The organism is Thalassovita mangrovi, from assembly GCF_009857745.1.
In the GTDB taxonomy this organism is placed as follows: domain Bacteria; phylum Pseudomonadota; class Alphaproteobacteria; order Rhodobacterales; family Rhodobacteraceae; genus Thalassobius; species Thalassobius mangrovi.
This window is the reverse complement of the sequence record NZ_WWEN01000003.1, coordinates 55,785-81,234: the sequence shown is the minus strand read 5'-3', so window position 1 is coordinate 81,234 and position 25,450 is coordinate 55,785. Positions and strand designations below refer to the sequence as shown.

At 63.6% G+C, this 25,450-nt stretch carries 24 protein-coding genes; 9 read left to right on the top strand and 15 right to left on the bottom strand.

The features are described 5' to 3' along the window. Nucleotides 1–8: 8 nt before the first annotated feature. Nucleotides 9–233: a DUF2798 domain-containing protein gene (locus GR167_RS06945; RefSeq protein WP_160972745.1), complete on the top strand. Its 225-nt coding sequence runs from the start codon at nucleotides 9–11 to the stop codon at nucleotides 231–233. 74 nt (nucleotides 234–307) lie between these two features. On the opposite strand, the gene GR167_RS06940 is transcribed toward GR167_RS06945, so the two are convergent. Together GR167_RS06940 and GR167_RS06935 are read right to left on the bottom strand one after the other, a co-directional pair. Continuing rightward, nucleotides 308–892 carry a biotin transporter BioY gene (locus GR167_RS06940; protein WP_160972744.1) on the bottom strand — a complete coding sequence of 195 codons (585 nt, stop codon included), beginning with the start codon at nucleotides 890–892 and terminating at the stop codon, nucleotides 308–310. A 116-nt stretch (nucleotides 893–1,008) separates the two neighbouring features. After that, complete coding sequence (locus GR167_RS06935) at nucleotides 1,009–1,632, bottom strand: GntR family transcriptional regulator (protein ID WP_160972743.1); 624 nt, start codon at nucleotides 1,630–1,632, stop codon at nucleotides 1,009–1,011. Nucleotides 1,633–1,761: 129 nt separating this feature from the next. On the opposite strand from GR167_RS06935, the gene GR167_RS06930 reads away from it, so the two are divergent. Then, nucleotides 1,762–2,613 carry an LOG family protein gene (locus GR167_RS06930; RefSeq protein WP_160972742.1) on the top strand — a complete coding sequence of 284 codons (852 nt, stop codon included), beginning with the start codon at nucleotides 1,762–1,764 and terminating at the stop codon, nucleotides 2,611–2,613. Here the strand turns inward: GR167_RS06930 and GR167_RS06925 are convergent. The 3 genes from GR167_RS06925 to GR167_RS06915 form a co-directional block, all read right to left on the bottom strand. Beyond that, nucleotides 2,610–2,825, bottom strand: a complete 216-nt coding sequence (locus GR167_RS06925; protein WP_235915872.1) for a hypothetical protein — start codon at nucleotides 2,823–2,825, stop codon at nucleotides 2,610–2,612. The genes GR167_RS06930 and GR167_RS06925 overlap by 4 nt on opposite strands. Before the next feature lie 227 nt (nucleotides 2,826–3,052). Further along, entirely contained in the window at nucleotides 3,053–4,240 is a 1,188-nt protein-coding gene (gene rlmN, locus GR167_RS06920; RefSeq protein WP_160972741.1) for a dual-specificity RNA methyltransferase RlmN, read from the bottom strand. Nucleotides 4,241–4,364: 124 nt separating this feature from the next. Next, nucleotides 4,365–4,892, bottom strand: coding sequence for an invasion associated locus B family protein (locus GR167_RS06915; protein WP_160972740.1), 528 nt, complete (start codon nucleotides 4,890–4,892; stop codon nucleotides 4,365–4,367). Between the two features lie 188 nt (nucleotides 4,893–5,080). On the opposite strand from GR167_RS06915, the gene GR167_RS06910 reads away from it, so the two are divergent. After that, entirely contained in the window at nucleotides 5,081–6,076 is a 996-nt protein-coding gene (locus GR167_RS06910; protein ID WP_160972739.1) for an asparaginase, read from the top strand. 127 nt (nucleotides 6,077–6,203) lie between these two features. Here the strand turns inward: GR167_RS06910 and GR167_RS06905 are convergent, their stop codons facing one another. The 7 genes from GR167_RS06905 to GR167_RS06875 form a co-directional block, all read right to left on the bottom strand. After that, nucleotides 6,204–6,686, bottom strand: a complete 483-nt coding sequence (locus GR167_RS06905) for an RNA pyrophosphohydrolase (protein WP_160972738.1) — start codon at nucleotides 6,684–6,686, stop codon at nucleotides 6,204–6,206. Nucleotides 6,687–6,765: 79 nt separating this feature from the next. After that, complete coding sequence (locus GR167_RS06900) at nucleotides 6,766–8,100, bottom strand: S41 family peptidase (RefSeq protein WP_160972737.1); 1,335 nt, start codon at nucleotides 8,098–8,100, stop codon at nucleotides 6,766–6,768. Nucleotides 8,101–8,103: 3 nt separating this feature from the next. Beyond that, on the bottom strand, nucleotides 8,104–9,237 hold the full coding sequence (locus GR167_RS06895) for a murein hydrolase activator EnvC family protein (protein WP_160972736.1): 1,134 nt from the start codon (nucleotides 9,235–9,237) through the stop codon (nucleotides 8,104–8,106). Then, the gene (gene gpmI / locus GR167_RS06890) at nucleotides 9,234–10,751 is read right to left on the bottom strand and encodes a 2,3-bisphosphoglycerate-independent phosphoglycerate mutase (protein WP_160972735.1); all 1,518 of its coding nucleotides are present in this window, start codon (nucleotides 10,749–10,751) and stop codon (nucleotides 9,234–9,236) included. Before gpmI ends, GR167_RS06895 begins: the two co-directional genes overlap by 4 nt. Before the next feature lie 59 nt (nucleotides 10,752–10,810). Beyond that, nucleotides 10,811–11,281, bottom strand: a complete 471-nt coding sequence (rlmH, locus tag GR167_RS06885) for a 23S rRNA (pseudouridine(1915)-N(3))-methyltransferase RlmH (RefSeq protein WP_160972734.1) — start codon at nucleotides 11,279–11,281, stop codon at nucleotides 10,811–10,813. After that, on the bottom strand, nucleotides 11,281–11,646 hold the full coding sequence (gene rsfS / locus GR167_RS06880; protein ID WP_370741262.1) for a ribosome silencing factor: 366 nt from the start codon (nucleotides 11,644–11,646) through the stop codon (nucleotides 11,281–11,283). Before rsfS ends, rlmH begins: the two co-directional genes overlap by 1 nt. A gap of 377 nt (nucleotides 11,647–12,023) precedes the next feature. Continuing rightward, nucleotides 12,024–13,361: a mechanosensitive ion channel family protein gene (locus tag GR167_RS06875; RefSeq protein ID WP_160972733.1), complete on the bottom strand. Its 1,338-nt coding sequence runs from the start codon at nucleotides 13,359–13,361 to the stop codon at nucleotides 12,024–12,026. Nucleotides 13,362–13,593: 232 nt separating this feature from the next. Here GR167_RS06875 and leuC point away from each other — a divergent pair, with 232 nt between their 5' ends. From leuC to GR167_RS06855, 4 genes are all read left to right on the top strand, one after another. Continuing rightward, complete coding sequence (gene leuC / locus GR167_RS06870) at nucleotides 13,594–15,018, top strand: 3-isopropylmalate dehydratase large subunit (protein WP_160972732.1); 1,425 nt, start codon at nucleotides 13,594–13,596, stop codon at nucleotides 15,016–15,018. A 12-nt stretch (nucleotides 15,019–15,030) separates the two neighbouring features. Then, nucleotides 15,031–15,636: a 3-isopropylmalate dehydratase small subunit gene (gene leuD / locus GR167_RS06865; RefSeq protein ID WP_160972731.1), complete on the top strand. Its 606-nt coding sequence runs from the start codon at nucleotides 15,031–15,033 to the stop codon at nucleotides 15,634–15,636. 395 nt (nucleotides 15,637–16,031) lie between these two features. Next, nucleotides 16,032–16,799 carry a hypothetical protein gene (locus GR167_RS06860; protein WP_212769876.1) on the top strand — a complete coding sequence of 256 codons (768 nt, stop codon included), beginning with the start codon at nucleotides 16,032–16,034 and terminating at the stop codon, nucleotides 16,797–16,799. Next, nucleotides 16,778–17,824: an endonuclease/exonuclease/phosphatase family protein gene (locus tag GR167_RS06855; RefSeq protein WP_370741290.1), complete on the top strand. Its 1,047-nt coding sequence runs from the start codon at nucleotides 16,778–16,780 to the stop codon at nucleotides 17,822–17,824. The genes GR167_RS06860 and GR167_RS06855 overlap by 22 nt, the downstream gene beginning before the upstream one ends. A 3-nt stretch (nucleotides 17,825–17,827) precedes the next feature. On the opposite strand, the gene GR167_RS06850 is transcribed toward GR167_RS06855, so the two are convergent. Then, nucleotides 17,828–18,730 carry a Rossmann-fold NAD(P)-binding domain-containing protein gene (locus GR167_RS06850; protein WP_160972728.1) on the bottom strand — a complete coding sequence of 301 codons (903 nt, stop codon included), beginning with the start codon at nucleotides 18,728–18,730 and terminating at the stop codon, nucleotides 17,828–17,830. Nucleotides 18,731–18,838: 108 nt separating this feature from the next. Between GR167_RS06850 and GR167_RS06845 the strand changes: the two genes are divergently transcribed. Both GR167_RS06845 and leuB read left to right on the top strand, forming a co-directional pair. After that, nucleotides 18,839–19,732 (top strand): LysR family transcriptional regulator, encoded by an 894-nt coding sequence (locus tag GR167_RS06845; RefSeq protein ID WP_160972727.1) that lies wholly within the window; start codon nucleotides 18,839–18,841, stop codon nucleotides 19,730–19,732. A gap of 57 nt (nucleotides 19,733–19,789) precedes the next feature. Beyond that, a complete protein-coding gene (gene leuB, locus GR167_RS06840; RefSeq protein WP_160972726.1) occupies nucleotides 19,790–20,896 on the top strand; it encodes a 3-isopropylmalate dehydrogenase in 1,107 nt (368 codons plus the stop codon). A gap of 72 nt (nucleotides 20,897–20,968) precedes the next feature. Here leuB and GR167_RS06835 read toward each other — a convergent pair whose 3' ends face one another. Both GR167_RS06835 and GR167_RS06830 read right to left on the bottom strand, forming a co-directional pair. Then, a complete protein-coding gene (locus GR167_RS06835) occupies nucleotides 20,969–23,032 on the bottom strand; it encodes an ATP-binding protein (RefSeq protein ID WP_160972725.1) in 2,064 nt (687 codons plus the stop codon). Nucleotides 23,033–23,268: 236 nt separating this feature from the next. Then, nucleotides 23,269–25,428: an ATP-binding protein gene (locus tag GR167_RS06830; RefSeq protein WP_160972724.1), complete on the bottom strand. Its 2,160-nt coding sequence runs from the start codon at nucleotides 25,426–25,428 to the stop codon at nucleotides 23,269–23,271. Nucleotides 25,429–25,450 lie beyond the last annotated feature (22 nt).

The window sequence follows — 25,450 nt, the reverse complement described above, 5'->3', positions numbered from 1 at the left end:
GCATCTCAATGGATCGAAAAACGCTGATTGTCGCGCAACTCCTGATCACCGTCATGATGGCGGTGCTCATGTCTGGCTTCATGTCCCTCATCGCCATCGGGCCGACGGCGGAATGGCTGGCCGGCTGGCCCCGGCAGGCGATTACGGCCTGGCCTATCGCCTTCATCTTGACGCAGGGGGTCTCGCCTCTGGCCTTCGCGCTTGCTGTCCGCGTGACGAAGCGGCGGGGCTGACGCTGTCGTCTAGGGCATGCACCGCGTTCGCGCGGTGCATGCGGTGTTTCAACCGGGAAGGGCTGGGCCGGATATCAGCGATCCAGCCCGGCGCCCCGCAACTTCACCATCAGCGCCTTGGGCGCGGCCCAGACCAGCAGTGCGGCGATGGTGATCTTCACCGCGTCGCCCAGGATGAACGGGGTGAAGCCATAGGCCAGCAGCTTGTCGCCCGGCACGAATTGCGCCAGCCAGCCGAGGCCAAGCGCATAGATCGCGACCAGTCCCATCGCCATCGCGGGCCACAGCGCCAGTTTCGCCAGCCGGTCGGCGGCGAAGCCGACGATCACGGTCGCGGCCAGGAACCCGGCCAGATACCCGCCGGTGCCGCCCAGCATATAGGCCAGCCCGATGCCCTTTTCCGGCGTACCGGCGAAGACCGGCAGACCCGCCGCGCCGACGGCCAGGTAGGCGATCATCGTCGCGCTGCCCAGCCGCAGCCCGTACGCGGCGGCCAGCACCATCATCGCGGCGATCTGCAGCGTCATCGGCACCGGCCAGAACGGCACCTGGATCTTGGCGCTGGCGGTCAGCAGGGCGACGCCCGCCAGGACGCGCAGCGCCTGTCCGGTCCGCGTTGCGCCGGGGGCGGCGGTTTGAGAAGTGGGGGTGGAAGTCATGTCCCGTTCCTTTTTATAGATAAAAATGATTCCATGTTGCGGCGCATGATTGCATTCATAGATAATTTTGCAAGGCGGAATTTGAGCGGGGTTGAAATGCCTGCCCGGTCAGGGGTTTATCGGCGGGAAATCCGGTCGGCGCGGCGCAGGTGGCGGCGCAGCAGGTCGGCGGCGCCTTCGGCATCGCGGCGGCGCATCAGCATGAGGATCGCCGCGTGTTCCTTGTCTTCGCGCTGCTGCCAGCCGCTTTGCCAGCTGGCCAGCAGGTGCCGCGCGCTGGCCATGTGCAGGTCGTCGATCGCGGCCATCAGCCGGGGCATACCGCACGGGGCAAGGATCGCGCGATGAAAGGCCCGGTTGCGGGCTTCCCACGTTGGCAGGTCCTCGGCTTCATCGCAGGCCTTGCGGGCGGCATCGGCCTTGGCGAAATCGGCGTTGGTCATTTGGAAGCAGGCGTGATGCAGTGCCAGGTCTTCCAGGACCACGCGCATTTCGGTGATCTCGCGCAGCTCGGCCGGGTCCAGCGCCGAAACCCGCATCCCGCGCCGCGGCTGGCTGACCGCCAGCCCATGCGCCTGCAGCTTCAGCAGGGCTTCGCGCACCGGTACGTGGCTGGTGTCGAATTCCCGCGCGATATGATCCTGGCGCAGCTTTTCGCCCGGCGCCAATTCGCCCCGGATGATCCGTTGCGAGAGGGTGTCATAGATGCGGTCGGCGGTGATGGCAGGCGTTTCGCTCATAGATTATCTATAATTTCGACAAGCGCCCGCGACAAGCGGATAATCGGGACAGGCCCCCGGCGCCGCTGGCGTCCCCGCCGGTTCCGCGCTAGGTCTTGGGAACATTATTCCAGCAAGGAGGATCGCCGAATGAAAGACGATCGCCGCAGCGTATTTCGCGACGCCCCGACCGATATCGAAACCTCGCGTGGGGTGCCGGACACGCCGCAGACGCGAGCGCCATCCTACCGGCTGGCCTTCAACGACAACGATTTCCTCTGCCGTGATGAATTGCGCCCGGTGCGGCTGCAGCTGGAATTGCTGAAGCCGCAGATGCTGCTGGACGAATACGGGGTGGAAAGCACCGTCGTTCTGTTCGGCGGCGCGCGAATCCCGAGCCCCGACAGGAAGCATACGGCGAAGACCGAAACCCTGGCCGAACTCAGCAGATATTACGAAGAGGCGCGGGAATTTTCCCGGCTGATGACGCTGAAGGGGCTGGGCAACGGCAAGCACGATTACGTCATCTGCACCGGTGGCGGCCCCGGCGTGATGGAGGCGGGCAACAAAGGGGCGACGGAAGCGGGCGGTATTTCGATCGGCCTGAACATCGTCTTGCCGCATGAACAGGCGCCGAACGAATATGTGACGCCGGACCTGAGTTTCAATTTCCACTACTTCGCCATCCGCAAGATGCATTTCCTGATGCGGGCGAAGGCGGTGTGCATTTTCCCCGGCGGCTTCGGCACGCTGGACGAAATGTTCGAAAGCCTGACGCTGATTCAGACCGGGCGGATGGAACGGGTGCCGTTCCTGCTGTTCGGCGAATCCTTCTGGCGCCGGATCGTCAACTGGGAAGCGCTGAAGGACGCGGGCACGATTTCACCCGAGGACCTGGACCTGTTTCGCTTTGTCGAAACGGCGCAGGACGCGGTCGATATCATCTCCGACTGGCAATGGGCCGGAACCCGGCGCGATCGTATCCCCGACGTCGAGGCTTAATGCAGCAATTCGGCCGGAATGCCGCAGAGTTCTTCCTGCGATCCGAAGCGCGAAATCACGTCGCCATGATCGGTGTTGCGGACGGCATAGCCATAGCCCACCAGGCGGTGTTTCCATTCGCGGACCGACACGGATTTTTCCCGCTCGGACCGGATCAGGGCCAAGAGTTCGCGCTGTTCTGCGGCTTGGGTCGTCATTTCATTCGCAATCATGGCAATACCTCCTGCGCCTAAGTTGCTGCAGAATTGGTGCCAGCGGAGTGCGGCTGAAAATGTGCCGAAACGGGGCAATTGTGTGAAAATGGGGAACAATAGGCCCTTCGGGGCAGAATTGTTGCGGCTACCTTGCCCCTGGCCGGGGGCAAGCCCGTTCGAACAGGCTTGCAGCAAGGCGTTTTAAAGCGCCTTGCCTCTGTCTCAAACCATGGGATTTGGGTGGCTTATTCCGACAGCCCCGCCTCGGCCGCGATCTGGGCGCGGGATTTGCGGGCGCGTTCGGTGGCCGATTTCAGCTGGCCGCAGGCAGCCATGATGTCTTCGCCGCGCGGGGTGCGGATCGGGCTGGCATAACCGGCCTTGTAGATGATGTCGGCGAATTTTTCGATCCGGTCCCAGTCGGAACGCTGATAGGGCGACCCGGGCCATTCGTTGAACGGGATCAGGTTGATCTTGGCCGGGATGCCCTTGATCAGCTTGACCAGGCGTCGGGCGTCCTCATCGGTGTCGTTCACGTCCTTCAGCATCACGTATTCGAAGGTGATCCGTTCGCTGTTCGACAGTTTCGGATAGGCGCGCAGCGCGTCCAGCAATGTCTCGATGTTCCAGCGCTTGTTGATCGGCACCAGCTTGTCGCGCACCTCGTCGGTGGTGGCGTGGAACGACACCGCCAGCAGGCAGCCGATTTCCTCGGCGCATTTGGCGATTTCGGGCACCACGCCCGAGGTCGACAGCGTGATGCGGCGGCGCGACAGCGAAATGCCTTCGCCATCCATCGCGATCTTCATCGCGTCGCGCACGTTGTCGAAATTGTAAAGCGGTTCCCCCATGCCCATCAGCACGATGTTGGACAGCAGGCGCGGACCTGCTTCGCCGGTGCCGACGCCGGGTTCGGGCCATTCGTCCAGATCGTCGCGCGCCATCATGATCTGGCCGACGATTTCGCCCGCCGTCAGGTTGCGCACCAGTTTTTGCGTGCCGGTATGACAGAAGGAGCAGGTCAGCGTGCAGCCGACCTGGCTGGACACGCAAAGCGTGCCACGATCGGTTTCGGGGATATAGACCACTTCGACTTCGTGCCCGCCGGCGATGCGGACCAGGTATTTGCGAGTGCCGTCGGCGCTGACCTGTTTCGACACCACTTCGGGGATTTCGATGACGAAATGTTCTGCCAACTGGGCACGATAGGCCTTGGACAGGTTGGTCATCTCGGCGAAATCGCGCACGCCCCATTGATAGATCCATTGCCAGATCTGGTTCACCCGCATCTTGGCCTGCTTTTCCGGTGTGCCGATCGAAAGCAAAGCCTCGCGCAGCTTGTCGCGGGTCAGGCCGACAAGGTTGACCGGCCCCTCGGGCAGTTTCCGGGGGATCGTCATAACATCCTGGGTGATCGGTGCGTCGGCCGTCATTTCTTCAGTCCTATCGAGGGTGAATGCGCTTCATATAGGATTCGGACGGCAAAGCCAAAAGATATGTGCGACATAAAAAAGCGGCCCCGAAAGGCCGCCTTGTCTGTCCACACTGAAGGCTCGCTTACTTGCAGCGCTTTTCGGCCTCTTCCACTGCGGCGGTGAAGCCCAGCAGCGAAAACGTGTCCTTGGTGTTGGTGCCACGCGACGAATGCGCGGTCAGGACGGCGGATTTGCCGCGCTTCATTGCGGTGATGATCTTGGCGTCATCGGTGGGGGTGGCGGGCCAGGCCCATTCACCCTCGGTGAACAGCTCGAAACTGTTGTCGTCGATGGTCAGGTTGACGTTGGAACCGGGCGCGAAGGGATAGCCGCCGGTGAAGGTGATCTGACCGTTGGCCCCGGCGCCGGGGCGGTAGAAGGCCATCAACAGGATGTCGCTGCGGCGCACCGCGACCACGCGGCCATCCTTGGTGTTCACGGTTTCCTTCGGTGACGACACCGCCCAGCATTCGCGCGGATCGCTGTCCTCGAAAACGCTCCAGTCCGTCTTGGCGGCTACCTGATTATCGCTCGTCTGCTGCGCCCATGCACCCGTGGCGGCCAGCACCATTGCGGCCCCGGCAATGCCGCTTACAAAACGTGAAATCATTCGATCCAGCCTCCAGCTGTCTTTGCCTCAATTCCTGCTTGCCTTTTCGCGCGCCTTGGTGTGGCGTCTTGGGGCGAAAGGGCGTATCGCGCTCGACATTGCAACAATAGTCCGAAAGCCGCCAGCGGCGAAAGGGCAATTGGCGGAAAATCGCACAGAGATCGCATAGAGTTGAAACGAGGCAGACAATGACAAACCCGGTCCCGATGGCAGAAGTATGGCGTGGCGACTTTCTGGAAAGCGTCCACCATGGTCACGCGGTGATCTGCGACGACAGCGGTCAGATCGTCGAGGCCTGGGGCGATCCTGAAATCGTGGTGCTGCCGCGGTCGTCCTCGAAGATGATTCAGGCCCTGCCGCTGGTGGAAAGCGGTGCGGCAGATGCCTATCGTTTGTGGGAAGAACACCTGGCGCTGGCCTGTGCGTCGCATAACGCGGCGGCGATCCATACCGACCGGGTGCAAGCCTGGCTGGATCATATCGGCCGGGGCGAAGACGATTTCCGCTGCGGCGCGCAGGAACCGCGCGATATCGAGATGCGCGATGCGCTGATCCGGGCCGGGCAACAGCCCTGCCAGATCCACAACAACTGTTCCGGTAAGCATACCGGGTTCCTGACGCTGACCAAGCATCTGGGGGCGGGGCCGGACTATGTCGATTTCGACCACCCGGTGCAGCAGGCCTGCCTGGAGGCGTTCGAGGATGTCTGCGGCGAACCCAGCCCCGGTCACGTGATCGACGGCTGTTCGGCGCCCAATTTCGCCGTGTCGCTGCACGGCATGGCGCGGGCGATGGCCTATTTCGCCTCCGCCGAGGACCGGTCGGGCGTGCGCGCCGAGGCGGCGGCGCGGCTGCGCAAGGCGATGGTGGCTTATCCCGAGCTGGTGGCGGGCGAGGGCCGCGCCTGTACCGAACTGATGCGCGCGATGGGCGGCCGGGTGGCGCTGAAGACCGGGGCGGAGGCGTTTTTCATCGCCATCATCCCCGAGCGCAAGCTGGGCGTGGCGCTGAAGGTCACCGACGGATCGACCCGCGGGGCGGAATGCGCCATCGCGGCGATCCTGGTGAAGCTGGGGCTGTTGGACCCGAACCACCCGGCGACGCTGAAGCGGATGAACGCGCCGATCCGCAACTGGCGCGCCATCGACACCGGGATCATCCGGCCCGCTGCCGGGTTCTGCTGATTTTTAAGAGAGGCGGCGCGTCTGCCGTTGCGCGGGCGGCAAGGGGAGGGTCGCGCCGCGCGGCAGGCGTTGCGCGCCTCGCGCCTTCGGCTAGGGTACTTGGACCAAGAAAAAGCTCGGATGAGGGTCAGATCTTGGCGCGAAAGGCGTTCAGCACCTTGGTATAGACGGCGCGTTTGAACGGCACGATGTTTTCCACCAGGTGATCGGGCGACAGCCATTGCCAGCGGGAAAATTCCGGGTGATCGGTTTCGATATTCACGTCGCTGTCGCTGCCTTCGAACCGGGCGAGGAACCATTTCTGTTCCTGACCGCGATAGCGGCCTTTCCAGATCTTGGGCACCAGGTCATGCGGCAGCTCGTAGGTCAGCCAGTCTTCGGTTTCCGCCTCGATCCGCACCAGATCGGCGGGGATGCCGGTTTCTTCCCACAGCTCACGCAGCGCGGCCTGTTGCGGGGTTTCGCCCTTGTCGATGCCGCCCTGGGGCATCTGCCAGGCCGGGCCGGGCGTGTCGATGCGCTGGCCGACGAAGACCTGGCCCTGCGGGTTGGCGAGCATCACGCCGACGCAGTGGCGATAGGGCAGTTTGGCGATTTCTGCGGGTGTCATCGGTGATCCTGGTCCCGGGATGGAGGCGCCCCCGCGAAGCTGTCGCGGGGGCGGCGTTGTTTCGGTCTGTTCCGGACGATCAGTCCTTGAGGTCGATCTTCGACAGGCCCATCAGCAGGTCGACCGCATAGGCGAGCTGGTAATCTTCCTCGCGCAGCTTGGCGGCTTCCTCGGCCTTGGCGCGTTCGTCCTCGATCTGCTTGATCTCGTCCTCGCTCAGGCTGTCGTTGGACAGGCTGCCGCGCAGGTCCGCCTCGGAGCGGGTGCGGCGGGCGGCGGTGTCATCCGCTTCGGCCTCGGGAGCGCGGCGGGGCTGTTCGACCACGATGTCGGGCGACACGCCCAGGTTCTGGATCGACCGGCCCGACGGCGTGTAATAGCGCGCCGTGGTCAGACGCATCGCGCCGTCACCGCGCAGCGGCATCACCGTCTGCACCGATCCCTTGCCGAAGCTCTTGGTGCCGACCACGATGGCGCGGTGGTGATCCTGCAGCGCGCCCGACACGATTTCCGACGCCGAGGCCGAGCCGCCATTGATCAGCACCACGACGGGCTTGCCTTCCGCCAGGTCGCCCGGGGTGGCGTTGTAGCGGTCGCCCTCGGACGGGATACGGCCGCGGGTGGACACGATTTCGCCGCCTTCGAGGAACGCGTCGGAGACCTGGATCGCCTGTGTCAGCAGCCCGCCCGGGTTGTTGCGCAGGTCGAGGATGAAGCCGTTCACCTTGTCCATGCCCCCCAGGTCCTCGACCGCCTTTTTCAGCCCCTCTTCGAGGCCCGGATAGGTCTGGTCGTTGAAGGTGGTGACCCGCAGCACGACGGTGTTGCCCTCGGTGCGGGCGCGCACAGCCTGCAGCTTGATCGTGTCGCGGATGATCGAAACGTCGAACGGTTCCGCTTCGCCTTCGCGCACAACGGTGATGATGATTTCGCTGCCCACCGGGCCACGCATCAGGTCGACCGCTTCGTCGAGCCCGAGCCCGAGCAGGCTTTCGCCGTCGACATGGGTGATGAAATCGCCCGCCTCGATCCCGGCCTCGGCCGCCGGGGTGCCGTCCATCGGCGACACCACCTTGACGAAGCCCTCTTCCTGGGTGACCTCGATGCCCAATCCGCCGAACTGGCCGCGGGTCTGCACCCGCATATCGGCTGCGTCGTCGGGCGACAGGTAACTGGAATGCGGATCGAGCGAGGTCAACATGCCGTTGATCGCCGCCTCGATCAGTTTCTTCTCGTCCACTTCCTCGACATACTGGGCGCGGATGCGTTCGAAGATGTCGCCGAACAGGTCGAGCTGCTCATAGACATTCGTCTGTTTCGCGGCTTCCTGCGCCAGCAGCGGCCCGGCCACCTGGGTGGTGGCAATCAGCCCGGCCAGAGTACCGCCCACCGCGGCCATGACGAATTTCTTCATCGCTCAGTTATCCTTCCCGGTTGTGAACCACGTTTCCGGATCGACCGGCACGTTGTCTTCTCTGATCTCTATATAGAGCGTTTCTGTCGCCTCAGCACCAGCCCCATTGCCCGACTGGGACAGAATGGCGCCGATTTCCGCGTCCTGCCCGCCCATCAGCCCGATCGGGCTGCCCGACGGCAGGACCTGTCCGATCTGTCCATAAACCACATCGAGCCCGGCGAAAACGAACAACAGCCCCGCCTGGGGTTCAAGGATCATCACATTGCCGTAATCGAGCAGCGGCCCCTGGTAGCGGATTGTTGCCGCTGTGGGGGTGCTGACCAAGGCGCGGGGCCGGGTCGCCAGGATCAGGCCGGGGCGGGAAATGCCGGTCGCGTCCGCCTCACCCGCGCGGCGCAGCACCACGCCCTGCGCCGGCAGCGGCAGCTGGCCCTTGCGATGGGCGATGTCCGGCAGGCTGCCGGGGGCTTCGTTCTCGGCGATCTGGCTCAGCCCGCTGGCGAAGCCCGACAGCGTTTCGGCCGAGGCGATCAGGATCGCGGTCTTCACCGGGTCCTCGGTGAAGCGGCGCGGCAGGTTGGTGCGGTCGGCCATGGCCTGGCTCAGTTCGGCGCGGGCCTGCTGCACGCCGTTCAGTCCCTTTTCCAGCGTCTCGACCGCGTTCTGCTGTAGGCTGCGCAGTGTTGACACCTCTTCCAGCTGGGCTCGCAGCCGGTCGGCCTTTTCGGTCAGCGCCGGGGTGACATCGGCCAGCAACATGCCGGCGCGGGCGGTGTCGGCGGGGCCGTCGGGGTGCAGCATCAGCACCGGCGCGGGCGTGGCCGACAGCGATTGCAGCGCGCCCAGCAGCCGGGCGACTTCGCCCTCGCGGGCCTGCAATTCGCTGGCCAACTGCGCCTCGCGCAGCGACACCCGGCGCAGCCCTTCGCGCATCGCTTCCAGCCCGTCCTCATAGGCGCGCAGCGTTTCCGACAGCGCCTTGACCCGGTCGCGGGCGCTGTCGGCCTTCGACAAGGCGGTCGCCGCAGTGTCGAGCCGTTCCGCCGCCGCTTCGGCCAGCGCAGCCGGATCGGGTTCGGCCCAGGCGGGCAGAGCGCTGGCAAGGCAAAGGGCGGTGAGACAGGCGCGGATCATTCCAGCAGGCTTTTCCCGGTCATTTCCGCCGGCTGCGGCAGGCCCATCAGCTCCAGCAGGGTGGGGGCGAGATCGGACAGACGGCCCTGGCGCAGCTTGGCGCCCTCGGGCCCGCCGACCAGGATCACCGGCACCGGGTTGATCGTATGGGCGGTATGCGGCCCGCCGGTTTCGGGGTCGATCATCTGTTCGCAATTGCCGTGATCGGCGGTGACGATCATCGCGCCGCCCGCCTTTTCCAGCGCCGTGATGACCTGGCCCAGGCCCTGGTCCACTGCCTCGCAAGCCTTGATCGCCGCCTTCAGATCGCCGGTATGGCCGACCATGTCGGGATTGGCGTAGTTGGTCACGATCAGGTCGTAACCGTCCTCGATCGCCTTGACGAAATGTTCGGTTACCTCACCGGCGGACATTTCCGGCTGCAGGTCGTAGGTCGCCACCTTGGGCGAGGGCGCCATGTAGCGGTCTTCGCCCACCTCGGGGTCTTCCTTGCCTCCGTTCAGGAAGAAGGTGACATGGGGGTATTTTTCGGTCTCGGCGAGGCGGAACTGCCGCTTGCCCTGCTTGGCGACCCAGGCGCCCAGCGTGTTGACGATGTCGCGCGCCGGGAACACGGTTTCCATATAGGCGTTATGGCCTTCGGAATATTCCACCATGCCCAGCAAAGCGGCCCAGTCGGGGCGGGTGCCGGTGTCGAAATCGGCAAAGCCCGGTTCGCCGATGGCGCGCAGGATTTCCCGCGCCCGGTCGGCGCGGAAGTTCAGGCAGAAGAACCCGTCGCCATCCTTGGCGCCCTTGTAATCGCCGATCACCGTGGCGGTGATGAATTCGTCCGACTCCTCGCGCTGGTAAGCCGCGTCGACGGCGGCATGGGCGCTGGCGGAATGGCCGCCCTCACCCTTGATCATCGCGGCATAGGCCTCCGATACTCGTTCCCAGCGGTTGTCACGATCCATCGCGAAATAGCGCCCGGTGACGGTGCCGATCCGGGCGCCTTCGGGCAGCGCCGCTTCCAGTTCCTCGAAATAGGTGAAGGCCGATTTCGGCGCCACGTCGCGCCCGTCGGTGATCGCGTGCAGAACCACCGGCACGCCGCCCTCGGTGATCGCCTTGATCGCGGCGATGATGTGGGTGAGGTGCCCGTGCACCCCGCCATCCGACACCAGCCCCATCAGATGCGCGGTGCCGCCCGAGGCCTTCAGCTTGGCGATGAAGCCCTGCAGCGCCTCGTTGGAAAAGAAACTGCCATCCTCGATCGCCAGGTCGATCTGGCCCAGGTCCATCGCCACCACCCGGCCGGCGCCGATATTGGTGTGACCGACTTCGGAATTGCCCATCTGGCCGCTGGGCAGCCCGACATCGGGGCCATGGGTGATCAGCTGGTTATGCGGGCAATCGGCCATGATCCGGTCGAAGTTCGGGGTATTGGCTTGCGCCGGGGCATTGCCCTTGGTTTCGGCGCTGAGCCCCCAGCCATCGAGAATGCACAGAACAACGGGTTTGGGATATGTCATGATCGGCCCTTCGTGAAGTTATCCCCCATCTAAGGGGCCAGCCCGCAAGGGGCAAGCGTTCAGACCCGGTGATAGGGGCTTCCCGCCAGGATCGAGGCGGCGCGGTAGAGCTGTTCGCTCAGCATCACCCGCGCCAGCATGTGCGGCCAGACCATCTTGCCGAAGGAGAGCGAGAAATCCGCCTTGGCGCGCAGGGACGGGTCGATCCCGTCGGCGCCGCCGATGACGAAGGCCAGATCGCCCCGCCCGGCATCGCGCCAGCCCGCCAGCTTATCGGCGAAATCGGGCGAGCTCATCAGCTTGCCGCGTTCGTCCATGGTGCAGATGACGGCGCCCTTGGGAAGGACGCGTTCCAGCAGCTCGGCCTCGGCGGCCATGCCGCCGCCCTTCTTGTCTTCGACTTCGTGGATGGTCAAAGGCCCCAGCCCCAACCCGCGACCGGTGCGGTCAAAGCGGGTGAGGTAATCGTCGATCAAAGCGCGTTCCGGGCCGGTGCGCAACCGGCCCACCGCGCAGATATGGACCCGCATCAGGCCTGGGCGGGGGACGCCCCGGCGGGCTGCCACATCTTTTCGATCTGGTAGAACTCGCGCACTTCAGGCCGGAAGATGTGAACGATCACGTCGCCGGTATCGATCAGCACCCAGTCGCCGGTATCCTTGCCCTCGACCCGGCTGGTGCGGTGAAATTCCTGCTTCAGCCGTTCGACCAGCTTTTCGGCGATTGCCGCCACCTGGCGCGACGAGCGGCCGGAACACACGACCATGTAATCGCCGATCGACGACTTGCCGCGCAGGTCGATCTGCACGATGTCTTCGGCCTTGTCATCTTCGAGAGAGCTCAGGATGCGCGCAAGCAGCTGCTCGCTTGTCACGCTTGCGGGGGCCTGGGTCATAGCGGCCCCCAGTTCGGCGGCACCCGCCGCGTCATGGTTAAGAGACAGGACATTGTCCTCCTTGCTTCACACGCCGCGATAGGTCCCGGCGCCAGACAAATACAGATTATCATTTCATATGATAAATCTCAATGTCAGGTTCAAGGGACAATCCCGGTCGGCCAAAGATCGCGGGCGGATCGGATTGTGCGCCCGTGCCGGGCGCGCTTGATATCTCAAGAAAATGCTCAGCAGCATTTTCTTTCGGGAGGCCTGCCGCGCGGGGATATTTAAAAACAGGAGAAGCGACCAAGCTTTTCTTGCTTCATCTTGGCTCAAATACCTCGGGGGTCTGGGGGCAGCGCCCCCAATCGCTTCGCCACGGGCGCCGGCCGGGATCATTCGGTTTCGGTTCTGACCTGCGATCCGGGCAGCAGGGTGACCTCGCGCTGCGGGAAGGGGATGGAAATGCCGTTTTCCTTGAACGCGTCCCACAGCGCCAGAAAGACATTGCCGCGGATATTGGTCAGCCCGCCGGTCGGGTCCTCGATCCAGAAGCGCAGGACGTAATCGACCGAACTGTCGCCGAAGCCCACGATATGGCAGACCGGCGGCTTGATCGTCAGCACCCGGTCGACGCTTTTGGCGGCCTCCACCGCGATCTCGCGCACCCGGTGCGGATCGTCGCTATAGGCGGTGCCGAAATGGATATCGAGCCGCACGTAATCGTTGGAATGCGACCAGTTCACCACTTGCCCGGTGATCAGGTCCTCGTTCGGGATCAGGAATTCCTTGCCGTCGCGGGTGACCACGCTGACATAGCGCGCGCCGAGCGCCTCGATCCAGCCGAAGGTGGGGCCGAGTGAGATCACGTCGCCGGGCTTGATCGACTTGTCCATCAGGATGATGACGCCCGACACCAGGTTGGACACGACCTTCTGCAGCCCGAAGCCAAGCCCGACGCCGATGGCGCCGGACAGAAACGCCAGCCCGGTCAGGTCGACCCCCACCGTCTTGAGCCCGATGAACACCGCCGCGCCGTACAGCAGCACCTGCAGGAACTTCATCAGCAGCACCTGCATCGAGGGGCTGATATCCTTGTTGCCGCGGATACTGTCGGCGCTGGCGCGCGACAGGACCCGGGCCAGGGTGAACAGCGCCGTCAGCACCGCCACCGCCTGCAGCAGCAGCCACAGCGACAGGTGGGTGCCGCCGATGTCTATCGCGGCGCTGTCGAGCAGCAGGCGGGTGTCCTCGGTCAGGCCGAGGATCGACAGGGTGACCCAGATCCAGCCGGCATAGCGCACCACCTGGCGCAGGAAGGGATTGACGATTAGCCGGGTCAGCACCGCGATCACCAGCCAGGCGAAGGCCAGTTGCGCCAGGATGCCCAGCATGTAGGACCGGCTGGGCCAGGTGCGGTCGCGCATGATCCAGACCGTGGGCCAGATCAGCGCCACGAACAGGATCAGCCGCAGCCGCCGGTGCAGAACCACCAGGATGCGCAGCCGCCAGTTGGGCCAGTGCCCCTTGCTGCGCATCCAGTCGTGCAGCTTCGGCCCGATCAGTTTTTGCAGCAGGTGGGCGGCCAGGAACAGGCCGAGCGCGATGAGAATCTGATAGGCGCTCCAGGGGCGCAGCAGGCTGGAAATGAAACGCTCGGCATCAGCCCACAGCCCGAGCGCCAGTTCCTCGGTGCTTTGCGGCAGGGCGGTGTCGGCCTGGGTCTGGTCCATGCAAGCAGGGTGGCATGGGGCGCGCGATCCGGCAAGACACTTGTAAGACACTTGTAAGACTCGGGCAGAGGCGCTATTTGCCCAAGCATGAAACGGATTTTCGACATGGATGATCGCGCGCGCCTGCCCTGGAGGTTCTTCGGCGCCACGCATACTGTTCTGGCCCGCCTATAAGGCGCGCCCATCTCTGTCACACCCTGAATTCATCCAAGACAATCCACGGGAGAGGACCATGACCGCCCCGAAGACACTCTATGACAAGATCTGGGATGCGCATGTCGCCGACCAGTCCGAAGACGGCACCTGCCTTCTGTATATCGACCGCCACCTGGTGCACGAAGTCACCAGCCCGCAGGCCTTCGAGGGCCTGCGCATGGCGCATCGTCCGGTGCACGCGCCGGACAAGACCATCGCCGTGCCGGACCACAACGTGCCGACCACGCCGGGCCGCGAAAACCCCGAGCAGATGACCGAGGACAGCCGCGTGCAGGTTGCCGCGCTGGACAAGAACGCCAAGGAATTCGGCATCAACTATTACCCGGTGACCGACGTCCGTCAGGGCATCGTGCATATCGTCGGGCCGGAACAGGGCTGGACCCTGCCGGGCATGACCGTTGTTTGCGGCGACAGCCACACCGCGACCCACGGTGCCTTTGGTGCGCTGGCGCACGGCATCGGCACCTCGGAAGTGGAACACGTGCTGGCCACCCAGACGCTGATCCAGAAGAAATCCAAGAACATGAAGGTGGAAATCACCGGCAAGCTGAAGCCGGGCGTGACCCCGAAGGACGTGACGCTGGCCATCATCGGCGCCACCGGCACCGCCGGCGGTACCGGCTATGTCATCGAATACACCGGCCAGGTGATCCGCGACATGTCGATGGAAGGCCGGATGACCGTCTGCAACATGGCGATCGAAGGCGGCGCGCGCGCCGGTCTGATCGCGCCGGACGAAACCACCTTTGAATACGTCAAGGGCCGCCCGCACGCGCCGAAAGGCGCTGCCTGGGAACAGGCGCTGGCCTATTGGAAAACGCTCTACACCGATGAGGGCGCGCATTTCGACAAGGTGGTCACGCTGAAGGGCGAAGACATCGAACCGGTCGTCACCTGGGGCACCTCGCCCGAGGACGTGCTGCCGATTTCGGCCAACGTGCCCGCGCCCGAGGATTTCACCGGCGGCAAGGTGGACGCGGCCAAGCGCGCCATCGAATACATGGGGCTGGAAGTGGGCGAGAAGCTCACCGATATCAAGATCGACGCGGTCTTCATCGGGTCCTGCACCAATGGCCGGATCGAGGATCTGCGCGCCGCTGCCGAAGTGCTGAAGGGCCGCAAGCTGGCCCCGGGCGTGCGCGGCATCGTGGTGCCGGGTTCGGGCCTGGTGAAGGCGCAGGCCGAGGAAGAAGGCCTGGACAAGGTCTTCACCGATGCGGGTCTGGAATGGCGCATGGCCGGTTGTTCCATGTGCCTGGCGATGAACCCCGACCAGCTGGCGCCGGAAGAACGCTGCGCCTCGACCTCGAACCGCAACTTCGAGGGGCGTCAGGGCTACAAGGGCCGTACTCACCTGATGAGCCCGGCCATGGCCGCGGCCGCCGGGGTGACCGGTCACCTGACCGACGTGCGCGAGCTGATGGAACTGGAAGACGCCTGAGGAGCCGAAGATATGGAAAAGTTTGAAAAACTCACCGGTATCGCGGCGCCCCTGCCGCTGGTCAATATCGACACCGACATGATCATCCCCAAGCAGTTCCTGAAGACCATCAAGCGGTCCGGGCTGGGCGTGAACCTGTTCGACGAAATGCGCTATGATCGCGAAGGCAACGAAAACCCCGATTTCGTGCTGAACAAGCCGCAATATCGCGACACCCAGATCCTGGTGGCGGGCGACAATTTCGGCTGCGGCAGCTCGCGCGAACACGCGCCCTGGGCGATCGCCGATTTCGGCATCAAATGCGTGATCTCGACCAGCTTCGCCGACATCTTCTTCAACAACTGCTTCAAGAACGGCATCCTGCCGATCGCGCTGCCGCAGGAACAGGTCGATCTGCTGATGAAGGACGCGGAGAAGGGATCGAACGCCCGGATGACCGTCGATCTGGAAGCGCAGGAAATCACCACCTCGGACGGCGAAGTGATCAAGTTCGAAGTGGATGCGTTCAAGAAGCATTGCCTGCTGAACGGGCTCGATGACATCGGCCTGACGATGGAAAAGGCCGGTGCGATCAAGTCCTTCGAAGACAAGATGGCAACCGAACGCCCCTGGGTCTGATCCTTTGAGAACACCCTTTGAGAAAGCCGCCCTTCGGGGCGGCTTTTTTGTTTAGGGGCGGGCTGTGCCCCGCTTCCCCGCCTATGGCTTCGGTCCAATCCAGCCCCAAAATATGCCGTAAAACCCCAATTGTGGCCGCCGCAATGATGCAAACCGGCACCACTTCCCCCGGTAAGGCGTGGAGATTGCAGCGATTTCAATCATCCCATCTTGAGGCAAATTTCGAAACAAGGCAGGATTGGGGCAAGAATGAGGCAGTCCGCCAACGTGCGGGATCGAATTGGAACCAGGATGCGGCAAAGAATTGCATCCGGCCAAGATTAAGGGATCGGGCAGTGATCGAACATGTGGCACGCGCGGCTAGCCGTGCATTCCTTGTAGCGTTTCTTATCGCTATGCCGTCCATGCTGTTGCCGGGCACGGCGGGCGATGCCTCGGCTTTGGTCGTTCTGGTGGCGATCCTCGCCGGTGCGATGATCTTCTTCGAATATATCGCGGAATACCCATCGGTGATCGAATTCCGCTATGCCGCGCCGTTCAACCGGCTGCGCTTCACCACCGTCCTGATCGTGGTCTTCATCCTGGCGATGATCCTGCGGGCCGAAGCCTATCCGACGCAGATTTCGCTGGTACTGACCGCGTTTGCGCGGATTCTCGGCAACCTGATGGATTTCCCCTATTCGCCGATCCGGCTGGCGCTGCTGACGCTGCCGCCCGAGACGCCGGCGGCGCTGGTCAGCACGCTGCGGATGACCGCGGCGATGGCCTATGCGATTTCCGCGATGGCGGTGCTGTTCTTCTTTGCCGCCGTGCATCTGGGCAACTGGCCGCGCGGCAATGGCGGCTTCAACGTCTGGATCAACCTGCCGATGTTCGACCCGACCCAGGGCGATGTGCTGACCCGGCTGACGCGGGATGCCCGGCTTAACGTTATGTTAGGTTTCATTTTGCCATTCTTGATCCCGGCGGTGATCAAGGGAATCTGGGGTTCGATGAGCCTGGATATCCTGTCTGAGCCGCATGCACTGATCTGGTCGGTGACGATATGGGCCTGTTTGCCAAGCCTGATGATGCTGCGCGGGATCGCCCTGGGGCGCGTCGCCGACATGATCGGCGAAAAGCGCCGCCGCGCCTATGCCGAATCCAAGGTGCATATCGCCTGATCCTTCTGCTTTCGCTGGTTGTCGCGGGATCGGCCGGTTGGGCCGAAACCCTGCGCATCGCCAGTTTCAATACCGAGCTGAGCCGGAAAGGCCCGGGCCTGCTGCTGCGCGATATCGTCAGGGGCGATGAACAGGTGCGGGCGATGGCCCGGGTGCTGGCCCGCGCCGGGGCCGATGTCGTGGCGTTGCAGGGGATCGATTACGATCACGGCGGCGCCGCGTTATCCGAGCTGCGCAAGGCGGTCGCAGCGGCGGGGCTGGAGTATCCCCATGTTTTCACCCTGCGGCCCAATAGCGGCTGGCAAAGCGGCATCGACCTGGATGGCGACGGGCGGATCGGCGGGCCGCGTGATGCGCAGGGATATGGGCTGTTTTCCGGGCAGGGCGGCATGGCGGTGTTGTCGCGCTTTCCCATCGACCACGACGGGGTGCGCGATCTGTCGGGGCTGCTCTGGGCCGATCTGGCGCGGGCCGAGGGGCCGAAGGCCGAGGGCGTGCTGAGCGTTGAGGCCGCGAGGGTGCAACGGCTCAGCTCGATCGGGCATTGGGTGGTGCCGGTGGTTCTGCCCTCGGGGCGGCGGATCACGTTGCTGACCTTCCACGCGACGCCGCCGGTTTTCGACGGGCCGGAGGATCGCAACGGGTTCCGCAACGCCGACGAGCTGCGCCTGTGGCGGGCCTATCTGGATGGCGATCTGGGTGGGGCGGTGACAGGGGCCTTCGTTCTGGCAGGCGATGCGAATGCCGATCCCGAACGGGGCGAAGGGCGGAAAGCGGCGATCAGGGCGCTGCTGGGCGATCCGCGCCTGAGCGATCCTCTGCCGCTGTCCGACACCCATCACGCCGCGACGGTCGCCTGGGAGGCGACCGGCCCGATGCGGGTGGATTACGTCCTGCCCTCGGCCGACCTGAAGGTGCTGGGGGCGGGCGTTCTGTGGCCCGCCCCCGGCGATCCCTTCGCGCCGGTGGCCGAGGCGGCCAGCCGGCACCGGCTGGTCTGGGTCGACCTGGCCCTGCCCGACTAGCGCTCAGGCGGCGGCGCGGCGCGGCTTGGGCGATGCGGCATCGGGCATCAGCGGCGCGATGCCCCGGGCCAGCGCCTCTTCCATCGGGGTGGGCTGGAAATCCGGCAGCAGGGCGTTGAACCGTTCCCCGTCAAGGCGGTGCGGCAGGTTCCACAGGTAGCGCATTTCGAAGATCCCGTTCAGCACCGGCGCGAAAGGCCGGGCGAAATTCATCGGCCACCAGAGCATTTTCTTCAGCTTGATGTCGCGGCCGGACACCTTGGAAATCGCCGCCACCAGTTCCTGACCGGTCAGGGTGTAGCCGGGAAACGGCACGTCTTCGAACCGCTTCAGCTGATCGCGCTTTTCCGACAGCATCACCGCCGCCCGCGCCACATCGGGCAGGTAACCCCAGGCATGGGGAATGTCGGCGCGGCCGGGATAGTAGAATTTGCCCTTGGACAGGTGCTTGCCCATCAGCATGTCGAACCAGTTACCCGAGGCCGAGGTGTCGATGTAATCGCCCGAGCGCAGCACGATGGTGCGCACCCCGTCGCGGCGATAGGCGTTTTCCATATCGATCCGCAGCTTGCCCAGAGGGTTGGTCGCCAGATGCGGCGTGTCGCTTGTCCAGCGGAAGGGCGCATCGGGGCCGAAGACATAGACATTGCCGGGGATGATCACCGTCGCGTCGTTTTCCAAAGCGGCCCGGCGCACCCTTGCGTGCAGCGCCGGGATTTCCTTGGCCCAATGGTGATAGGGCGGGTTCCAGGCGTTGACGATCACATCGGCGCCGCGCGCCGCCTGTTCCAGCCGGTCGCGGCTGCGGTCGAATTTGCGCACCTGCCATCCGGCGGCGGCGAAGGCCTGGGCGGCGTTGCTGCCGAAACGGCCGTTGGCACCCAGGATCAGGACTGTCTGTTGCATTGATCTGTTCCTTTCTGAATTGCTTGTCTGAATTTTCTGCCACTGAAATATGCCGTTCTGTTTTGAATGCCTATTGCCTGAAACAGAAGGTTGTGTATTCATTTGTGAATGGCAAATCTCGATCAAACCGACTGGGCGCTGGTGCGCAGTTTCCTTGCCGTGGCCGAACGGGGGTCGCTATCGGCGGCGGCGCGGCAGTTGGGGCTGAGCCAGCCGACGCTGGGGCGCCAGATCAAGCAGATGGAAACCGATCTGGGCGTGTCGCTGCTGGTCCGGCAGCCGCGCGGCTTCGACCTGACCGAGGCGGGGCAGGCGATCCTGCCCGCCGCCCGCCGCATGCAGGAGGCGATGCGCGAAATCGCCATGGCGGTGGCGGGGCGCGATGCGGGCACCAGCGGCACGGTGCGGATCACCGCCAGCGAAGTCACCGCGCTGAATTACCTGCCCGGCATTGTCGCCGATATCCGCGAAGCCCTGCCGGGGATCACCATCGACCTCGTGGCGTCGGACCGCAGCGACAACCTGCTGTTCCGCGAAGCCGATATCGCCGTTCGGATGTACCAGCCGCAGCAGCTGGAAATCGTCACCCGCAAGCTGGGCGAGATCAGGATGGGGGTCTGCGCCGCGACGTCTTATGTGGAAAAGCACGGCCGCCCGGAAACGGTGCAGGACATGATGGATCACGCGCTTGTCGGTTTCGATCAGAGCGAGCTGATCCTGCGCGGCATGCGCGATCTGGGCTGGCCGGCGACGCGGGACTGGTTCACCACCCGTTGCGATGACCAGAACGCCTATTGGCAACTGATCCGGGCGGGCTGCGGCGTGGGGTTCGGGCAGCGCAATCTGATCGATGCCGACCCGGGCGTCGAGCTGCTGGATATCGGGGTGACGATCCCGCCCTTGCCGGTCTGGCTGGCCGCGCCGCAGGGGCTGCGCCACGTGCCTCGGATCGCGGCGGTCTGGGACCGGCTTTGCAGCGGTCTGGCGCCCTTCGTTTCTTGATCTTTCCGGCTTTAAAGGATAGGCGTTTGCCTGAATTTAAAACCGAGGAACAGTGAAATGACCAACCCTTCGCTTCTTATTCTGCCCGGTGACGGGATCGGCCCCGAGGTGATGGCCGAGGTGCGCAAGATCATTGATTGGTACGGCGACAAGCGCGGGCTGGTTTTCGACGTCAGCGAAGGTCTGGTCGGGGGCTGCAGCTACGACGCGCATGGCACCCCGCTGACCGACGAAACCATGGAAAAGGCGCAATCGGTGGACGCGGTTCTGCTTGGCGCAGTGGGCGGCCCGAAATACGACGATCTGGACTTCAGCGTGAAGCCGGAACGCGGCCTGCTGCGCCTGCGCAAGGAAATGGACCTCTACGCCAACCTGCGCCCGGCGCAGTGTTTCGACGCGCTGGCCGATTTTTCGTCGCTGAAGAAGGACGTGGTGGCCGGTCTGGACATCATGATCGTGCGCGAACTGACCTCGGGCATCTATTTCGGCGAACCGCGCGGCATCTTCGAGGAAGGTAACGAACGGGTCGGCATCAACACCCAGCGGTATACCGAAAGCGAAATCGAACGCGTCGCACGTTCGGCGTTCGAACTGGCCCGCAAGCGCAACAACAAGGTCTGCTCGATGGAGAAGGCCAACGTGATGGAATCGGGTATCCTGTGGCGCGCCGTGGTGTCGGAAGTGCACGAAAAGGAATACCCCGACGTCGAGCTGAGCCACATGTATGCCGATGCCGGCGCGATGCAGCTGTGCCGCTGGCCCAAGCAGTTCGACGTGATCGTCACCGACAACCTGTTCGGTGACCTTCTGTCGGATGCCGCCGCGATGCTGACCGGTTCGCTGGGCATGCTGCCCTCGGCCAGCCTCGGCGCGCCGATGGCCAATGGCCGCCCGAAAGCCCTGTACGAACCGGTGCATGGCTCGGCCCCCGATATCGCGGGTCAGGGCAAGGCCAACCCGATCGCCTGTATCCTCAGCTTCGCCATGGCGCTGCGCTACAGCTTCGACATGGGCGCCGAGGCCGATCGTCTGGAAGCGGCTGTCGAGAAAGTGCTGGCCGATGGCGTGCGTACCGCCGACCTGCTGGGCGAAGAGGGCGTCACCCCGGTGTCGACCAGCGAAATGGGCGACGCGATCGTCGCGGCGCTGGACAGCAGCCTGTAAGCTTCGGCCTTTATCGTTTCGGACGGCCCGCCATCCTGGCGGGCCGTTTGCGTTTCCGGGCGGTGCGCCGGATCACGAAACGTCCGCTTGCCGCTGACGGGTCTTGAGCAGCTTGAGGATCTGCGCCTTGAGCGCATTGAGTTCCAGCGGCTTGGCAAGATAGCCGTCCATGCCCGCCGCCTTGCATCTTTCCGCCTCGCCCTGCAGGGCATTGGCGGTGATCGCGATGACCGGCACCCGCGGCAGGTTTTCCCGCTGTTCCTCGGAACGGATCGCCCCGACCAGTTCGAACCCGTCCATCCGCGGCATATGGCAATCGCTCAGGATCAGATCGAAATCGCCCGACCGCCACTTGGCATAGCCTTCCACCCCGTCCGAGGCCAATTCGTGCGGGTAGCCCAGGATTTCCAACTGCTTGCTGAGCACGGCCTTGTTGATCTCATTGTCCTCGACGACAAGGATGCGATGATTTCCGGGGGCATGTTCGGGCCCGGCATTGGTCGCCGTATCGGCGGCGGCGTCGCCGCCATGGTCGCCGCGGCCGCTCAGATCGGCCAGCGCGTGGTAAAGTTCGCTCGTCATCATCGGGAAGATCTGAATCCGGTAGGTGTTTTTCGAAATCAGTCCGAACCGGTCCGAGCGCACCGGGCTGCAATGGATGAAGCCTGCGCCGGGGAACAGATTTTCGAAATCCTCCTGCAGCTCGTTGCGCTTTTCCTCCTCCATCGGGGGGAAGATGATGATCGATCGGTTCATCCGTTCGGGGTCTTGCGCCTCGACAATGTGTTTCTCGTCGATGAAATTGTTGAAAATCCCACCGGCACCCAGGATATGCCCCATGCCTTCCCGGATCAGCGGATCATCCATGCCATAGCAGACCACGTTCAGCCCGGTCAGGTCGGGCAGGCGGCTGGGCCCGGCGGCGGGTTCCAGCGGCAGGGTGATGGTCGTCTTGGTGCCTTCGCCGTCCTTGCTTTCGACGCTGATGGTGCCGCCCATCAGTTCGATGAGGTTCTTCGAAATGACCAGCCCCAACCCGGTGCCACCGACGCGGCGCCGTGTGGATTGTTCGCCCTGTACGAAGGGTTCGAACAGGTTGGACTGGACTTCTTCGCTCATCCCGATGCCGTTGTCCTTGACGATGATGACAAGCTGGTTGCCCCGGTGGCTTTGCGCATTCAGGACGACCGTTCCCGTATGGCCGGTCAGGTTCTTGGCCGAATACTTGATCGAATTGCTGAGCAGGTTCAGCAGAACCTGGCGCAGCCGCCCCGAATCCGCCCAGATCCATTCCGGCAGTTTGCGGTCGATCAGCAGGCGCAGTTCCGCGCCCTTTTCATCGGCCATGACCTGCAGGGTCTGCGACACGCCTTCGAGCAGCGGCCGCAGTTCCACCTTCGTCTTTTCCACGTTCAGCTTGCCGGCCTCGATCTTGCTGGCGTCGAGGATGTCGTCGAGAATCCGCAGCAGCGCGAAGGCGGAATTGCGGATGGTGCCCACCGACCGCGCCTGCTGCGCATTGAGGTCCATGGTTTCCAGCACCTCGATCATCCCGATCACGCCGTTCATCGGGGTGCGGATTTCGTGGCTCATATTGGCCAGGAATTCGCCCTTGGTGCGGGCGGCGTAATTCGCTTCTTTCAGGGCTTTGGTCGCCTCGGTCTGGGCGCGCCCGTTCAGCCACGAGAAATAGACCATCTGAATCAGCAGCAGCGCCGCGACGGCGATGCGGATGCTCCATTCGATCGTGCGGGCCTGTTCTTCGGTCAGCGGGGTGAGCCCCCCGCCCTGGGGAATGTCGAGGAAATCGAGGCTCAGCGCGAACAGGCTGACGAGCGTCTGGATCGTCGCGGCGAAGAACAGGGTGCGCCGTTCCTCGGTCCAGGAAAACAGCAGGAAGGGCAGGGCGAGCAGGAAGAAGAAGAAATATTCGGGCGTGATGTCTTTGCCGTATCGGATCGATAGCGCCAGATACATGGCGGGGACCGCGATATTCCAGGCGACCCGCGCAAGGTAATCCCATCGCAGCAGGTGCAGAAACGCGGTGGGCAGGCAGGACGCGCTGGCCAGCAGAACCATGTAGAAATATTCGGTGTTGCCGATCCAGGCGAAATAGCCCAGCCAAAAAGCGAGCATGACCGCGGATTGGAGCAGAGCGAATTTGCTGAACCTGACCCTTTGTTCCAGGTCAGAAAAGCCAGCGGGTTGAGTCCCTTGCGCCAAGGCTATGCCGCTCCAAAATTTCTTAAACACAACTCCCCCAGTCTATAACATACGTCCACAGTGCAAGAGTTTTTAACCGGCTCCGGGGGCTTTCGGCCCCCGCCCCTTCATGCAGGGGGACAGAAGAACTATAGGTGGATACTACTGTATCAGAATGCAAATTGGCCGAGTTTTTTCTTCAATTCGTTCAGTTCGACCGGTTTTGCCAGATACCCGTCCATACCCATGTCGATGCATTTCTCGGCTTCGCCGGCCAGCGCGTTCGCGGTGATCGCGATGATCGGCGTATGGCTGGCGTCTTGTTCGGTCTCGAGCTCCCTGATCGCGCTGGTCAGTTCGAACCCGTCCATCAGCGGCATGTGGCAATCGGTCAGGACCAGGTCGTAAAGCCCGCTTTTCCATTTCGTCAAAGCGTCGCGGCCATTGGCGGCGATGTCATGCGGGTAGCCGAGGATATCCAGCTGATTGCTCAGCACGATCTGGTTTATCTCATTGTCCTCGGCAACCAGGATCATCACGTTCTTGGCGTCGCCGAGCCCGGTTTCGGTTTCCGGCGCCGCCAGGCCGCCGTGCGCCGCGCTTTCGCCGAGGGGGCTGTCCGAACCCCTGGCGCGCCCGGCCAGCACGGCAATCGCCTGCAGCAGTTCGCTGGTCATCATCGGGAAGATCTGGATCAGGTAGCAGGAACCGCTCAGCAATCCGTAGCGCGCCGTTCTGCTTGAGGAAAACCGGACGAATTTCGCATTCGGCACCTGTGCCGTCACTGCGGTCTGCAGGGACTTTGACTGGGCGTCGCTGCTGGTCGGCAGCAGGACGATCGGCTTGTCCGTCACGGCGCCGTCAAGGCGCATCATGTCTTCGACATTGCGCACGAAGCTGATATGCGCCCCGGCCTTCGACACCAGCCGTTTCATGCCGTCGCGCGCCGCTTCGTCCAGCAGGTCGAAGCAGACCACTTCCAGCCCGGACAGGTCGGGCATGCTGCTTGGCCCGTCGACGGGGGCCAGCGGCAGGTCCAGCGTCACCTCGGTGCCCTTGTTCTGGGCGCTGTCGATGGCGATGCTTCCCCCCATCATATCGATCAGGCTGCGGGTGATCGCCAATCCCAACCCGGTGCCCCCGACAATCCGGTGGGATGAGGCTTCGGCCTGGGTGAAGGGGTCAAACAGCTTGTTCAGAAAATCCCGGCTCATGCCGATGCCGTTGTCTTTGAAGTGGAACCGCAGGGTGTCGTCGGGCCCCATCTCGGCCAGCATCTGCACTTCGCCCTGACGGTCGGTCAGCTGCTTGGAGGAGTATTTCACACCGTTGCTGAGCAGGTTCAGCAAGATCTGCCGCAGCCGCCCGGGGTCGGTCATGATCCAGTCCGGCAGCTCCGGGTCGATCAGCATGCGGATATGAACGCCCATCTGGTCCGAGGTGGTTTGCAGGGTCTGCGCCACCCCTTCGACAAGCGGGCGCAACTCGGTCTTGGTTTCTTCCAAGGTGAGCTTGCCCGCCTCGACCTTGCTGGCGTCCAGGATGTCGTCGACGATCCGCAGCAGCGAAAAGGCCGAATTGCGGATCGTGCCGATCACCCGCGTCTGCTGATCGGTCAGGTCGGTGGTTTCCAGCACCTCGATCATCCCGACAAGGCCATTCATCGGAGTGCGAATCTCGTGGCTCATATTGGCCAGGAATTCGCCCTTCGCCCGGGCCGCTTCGTCGGATTGCTGCAAGGCGTCATCGGCGGCATCGGTTGCCAGCTGGGTGATCCGGACGAAATAGGCGATCTCGGAAATCAGCAGGACGGCGACGGTCAGTTTCAGGCTGAAGTTATAAAGTTCCGGCGAGGCATTCAGATGCCGCGTCGCGGGGTAGCTGAACCACTGCGTATGCAGGTCGAGCCAGTCAAAGGAAAACGTCGCGATCGAGCCAAGCAACACCAGCGTTTCGAACACGATCAGGGTGGTGCGTTCGTTGCGCCAGCAGAAGAACAGGAACGGCAGGCCCAGCACGAACAGGAACAGCAGATCCGCCTCGCTTGCTCCGCCAAGGTAATAGCCGCCCACGAGGAAGGTCGCGATCTGCACCGACAGCCAGTAGACCCGCGCCGCATAGTGCCGGCCGATCCGGAACAGGGCCAGCGCGAAAACCTGGTTGGCGACACTGAAGCCCAGAATGCCAAGCCGGGTATAATCCTGCGCGAAGGTGAAATAGGCGAGCCAGGGAAGCGACAGGACGAGCCAGGCAATGGCCGCAAACCGGCTTGCCTTGATATGCCGGTCGAGATTCTTCGAAAAATCAGAACGTGCCTGTTGCTGCGTCATTCCAGCGTTTCCGGTACCTTAC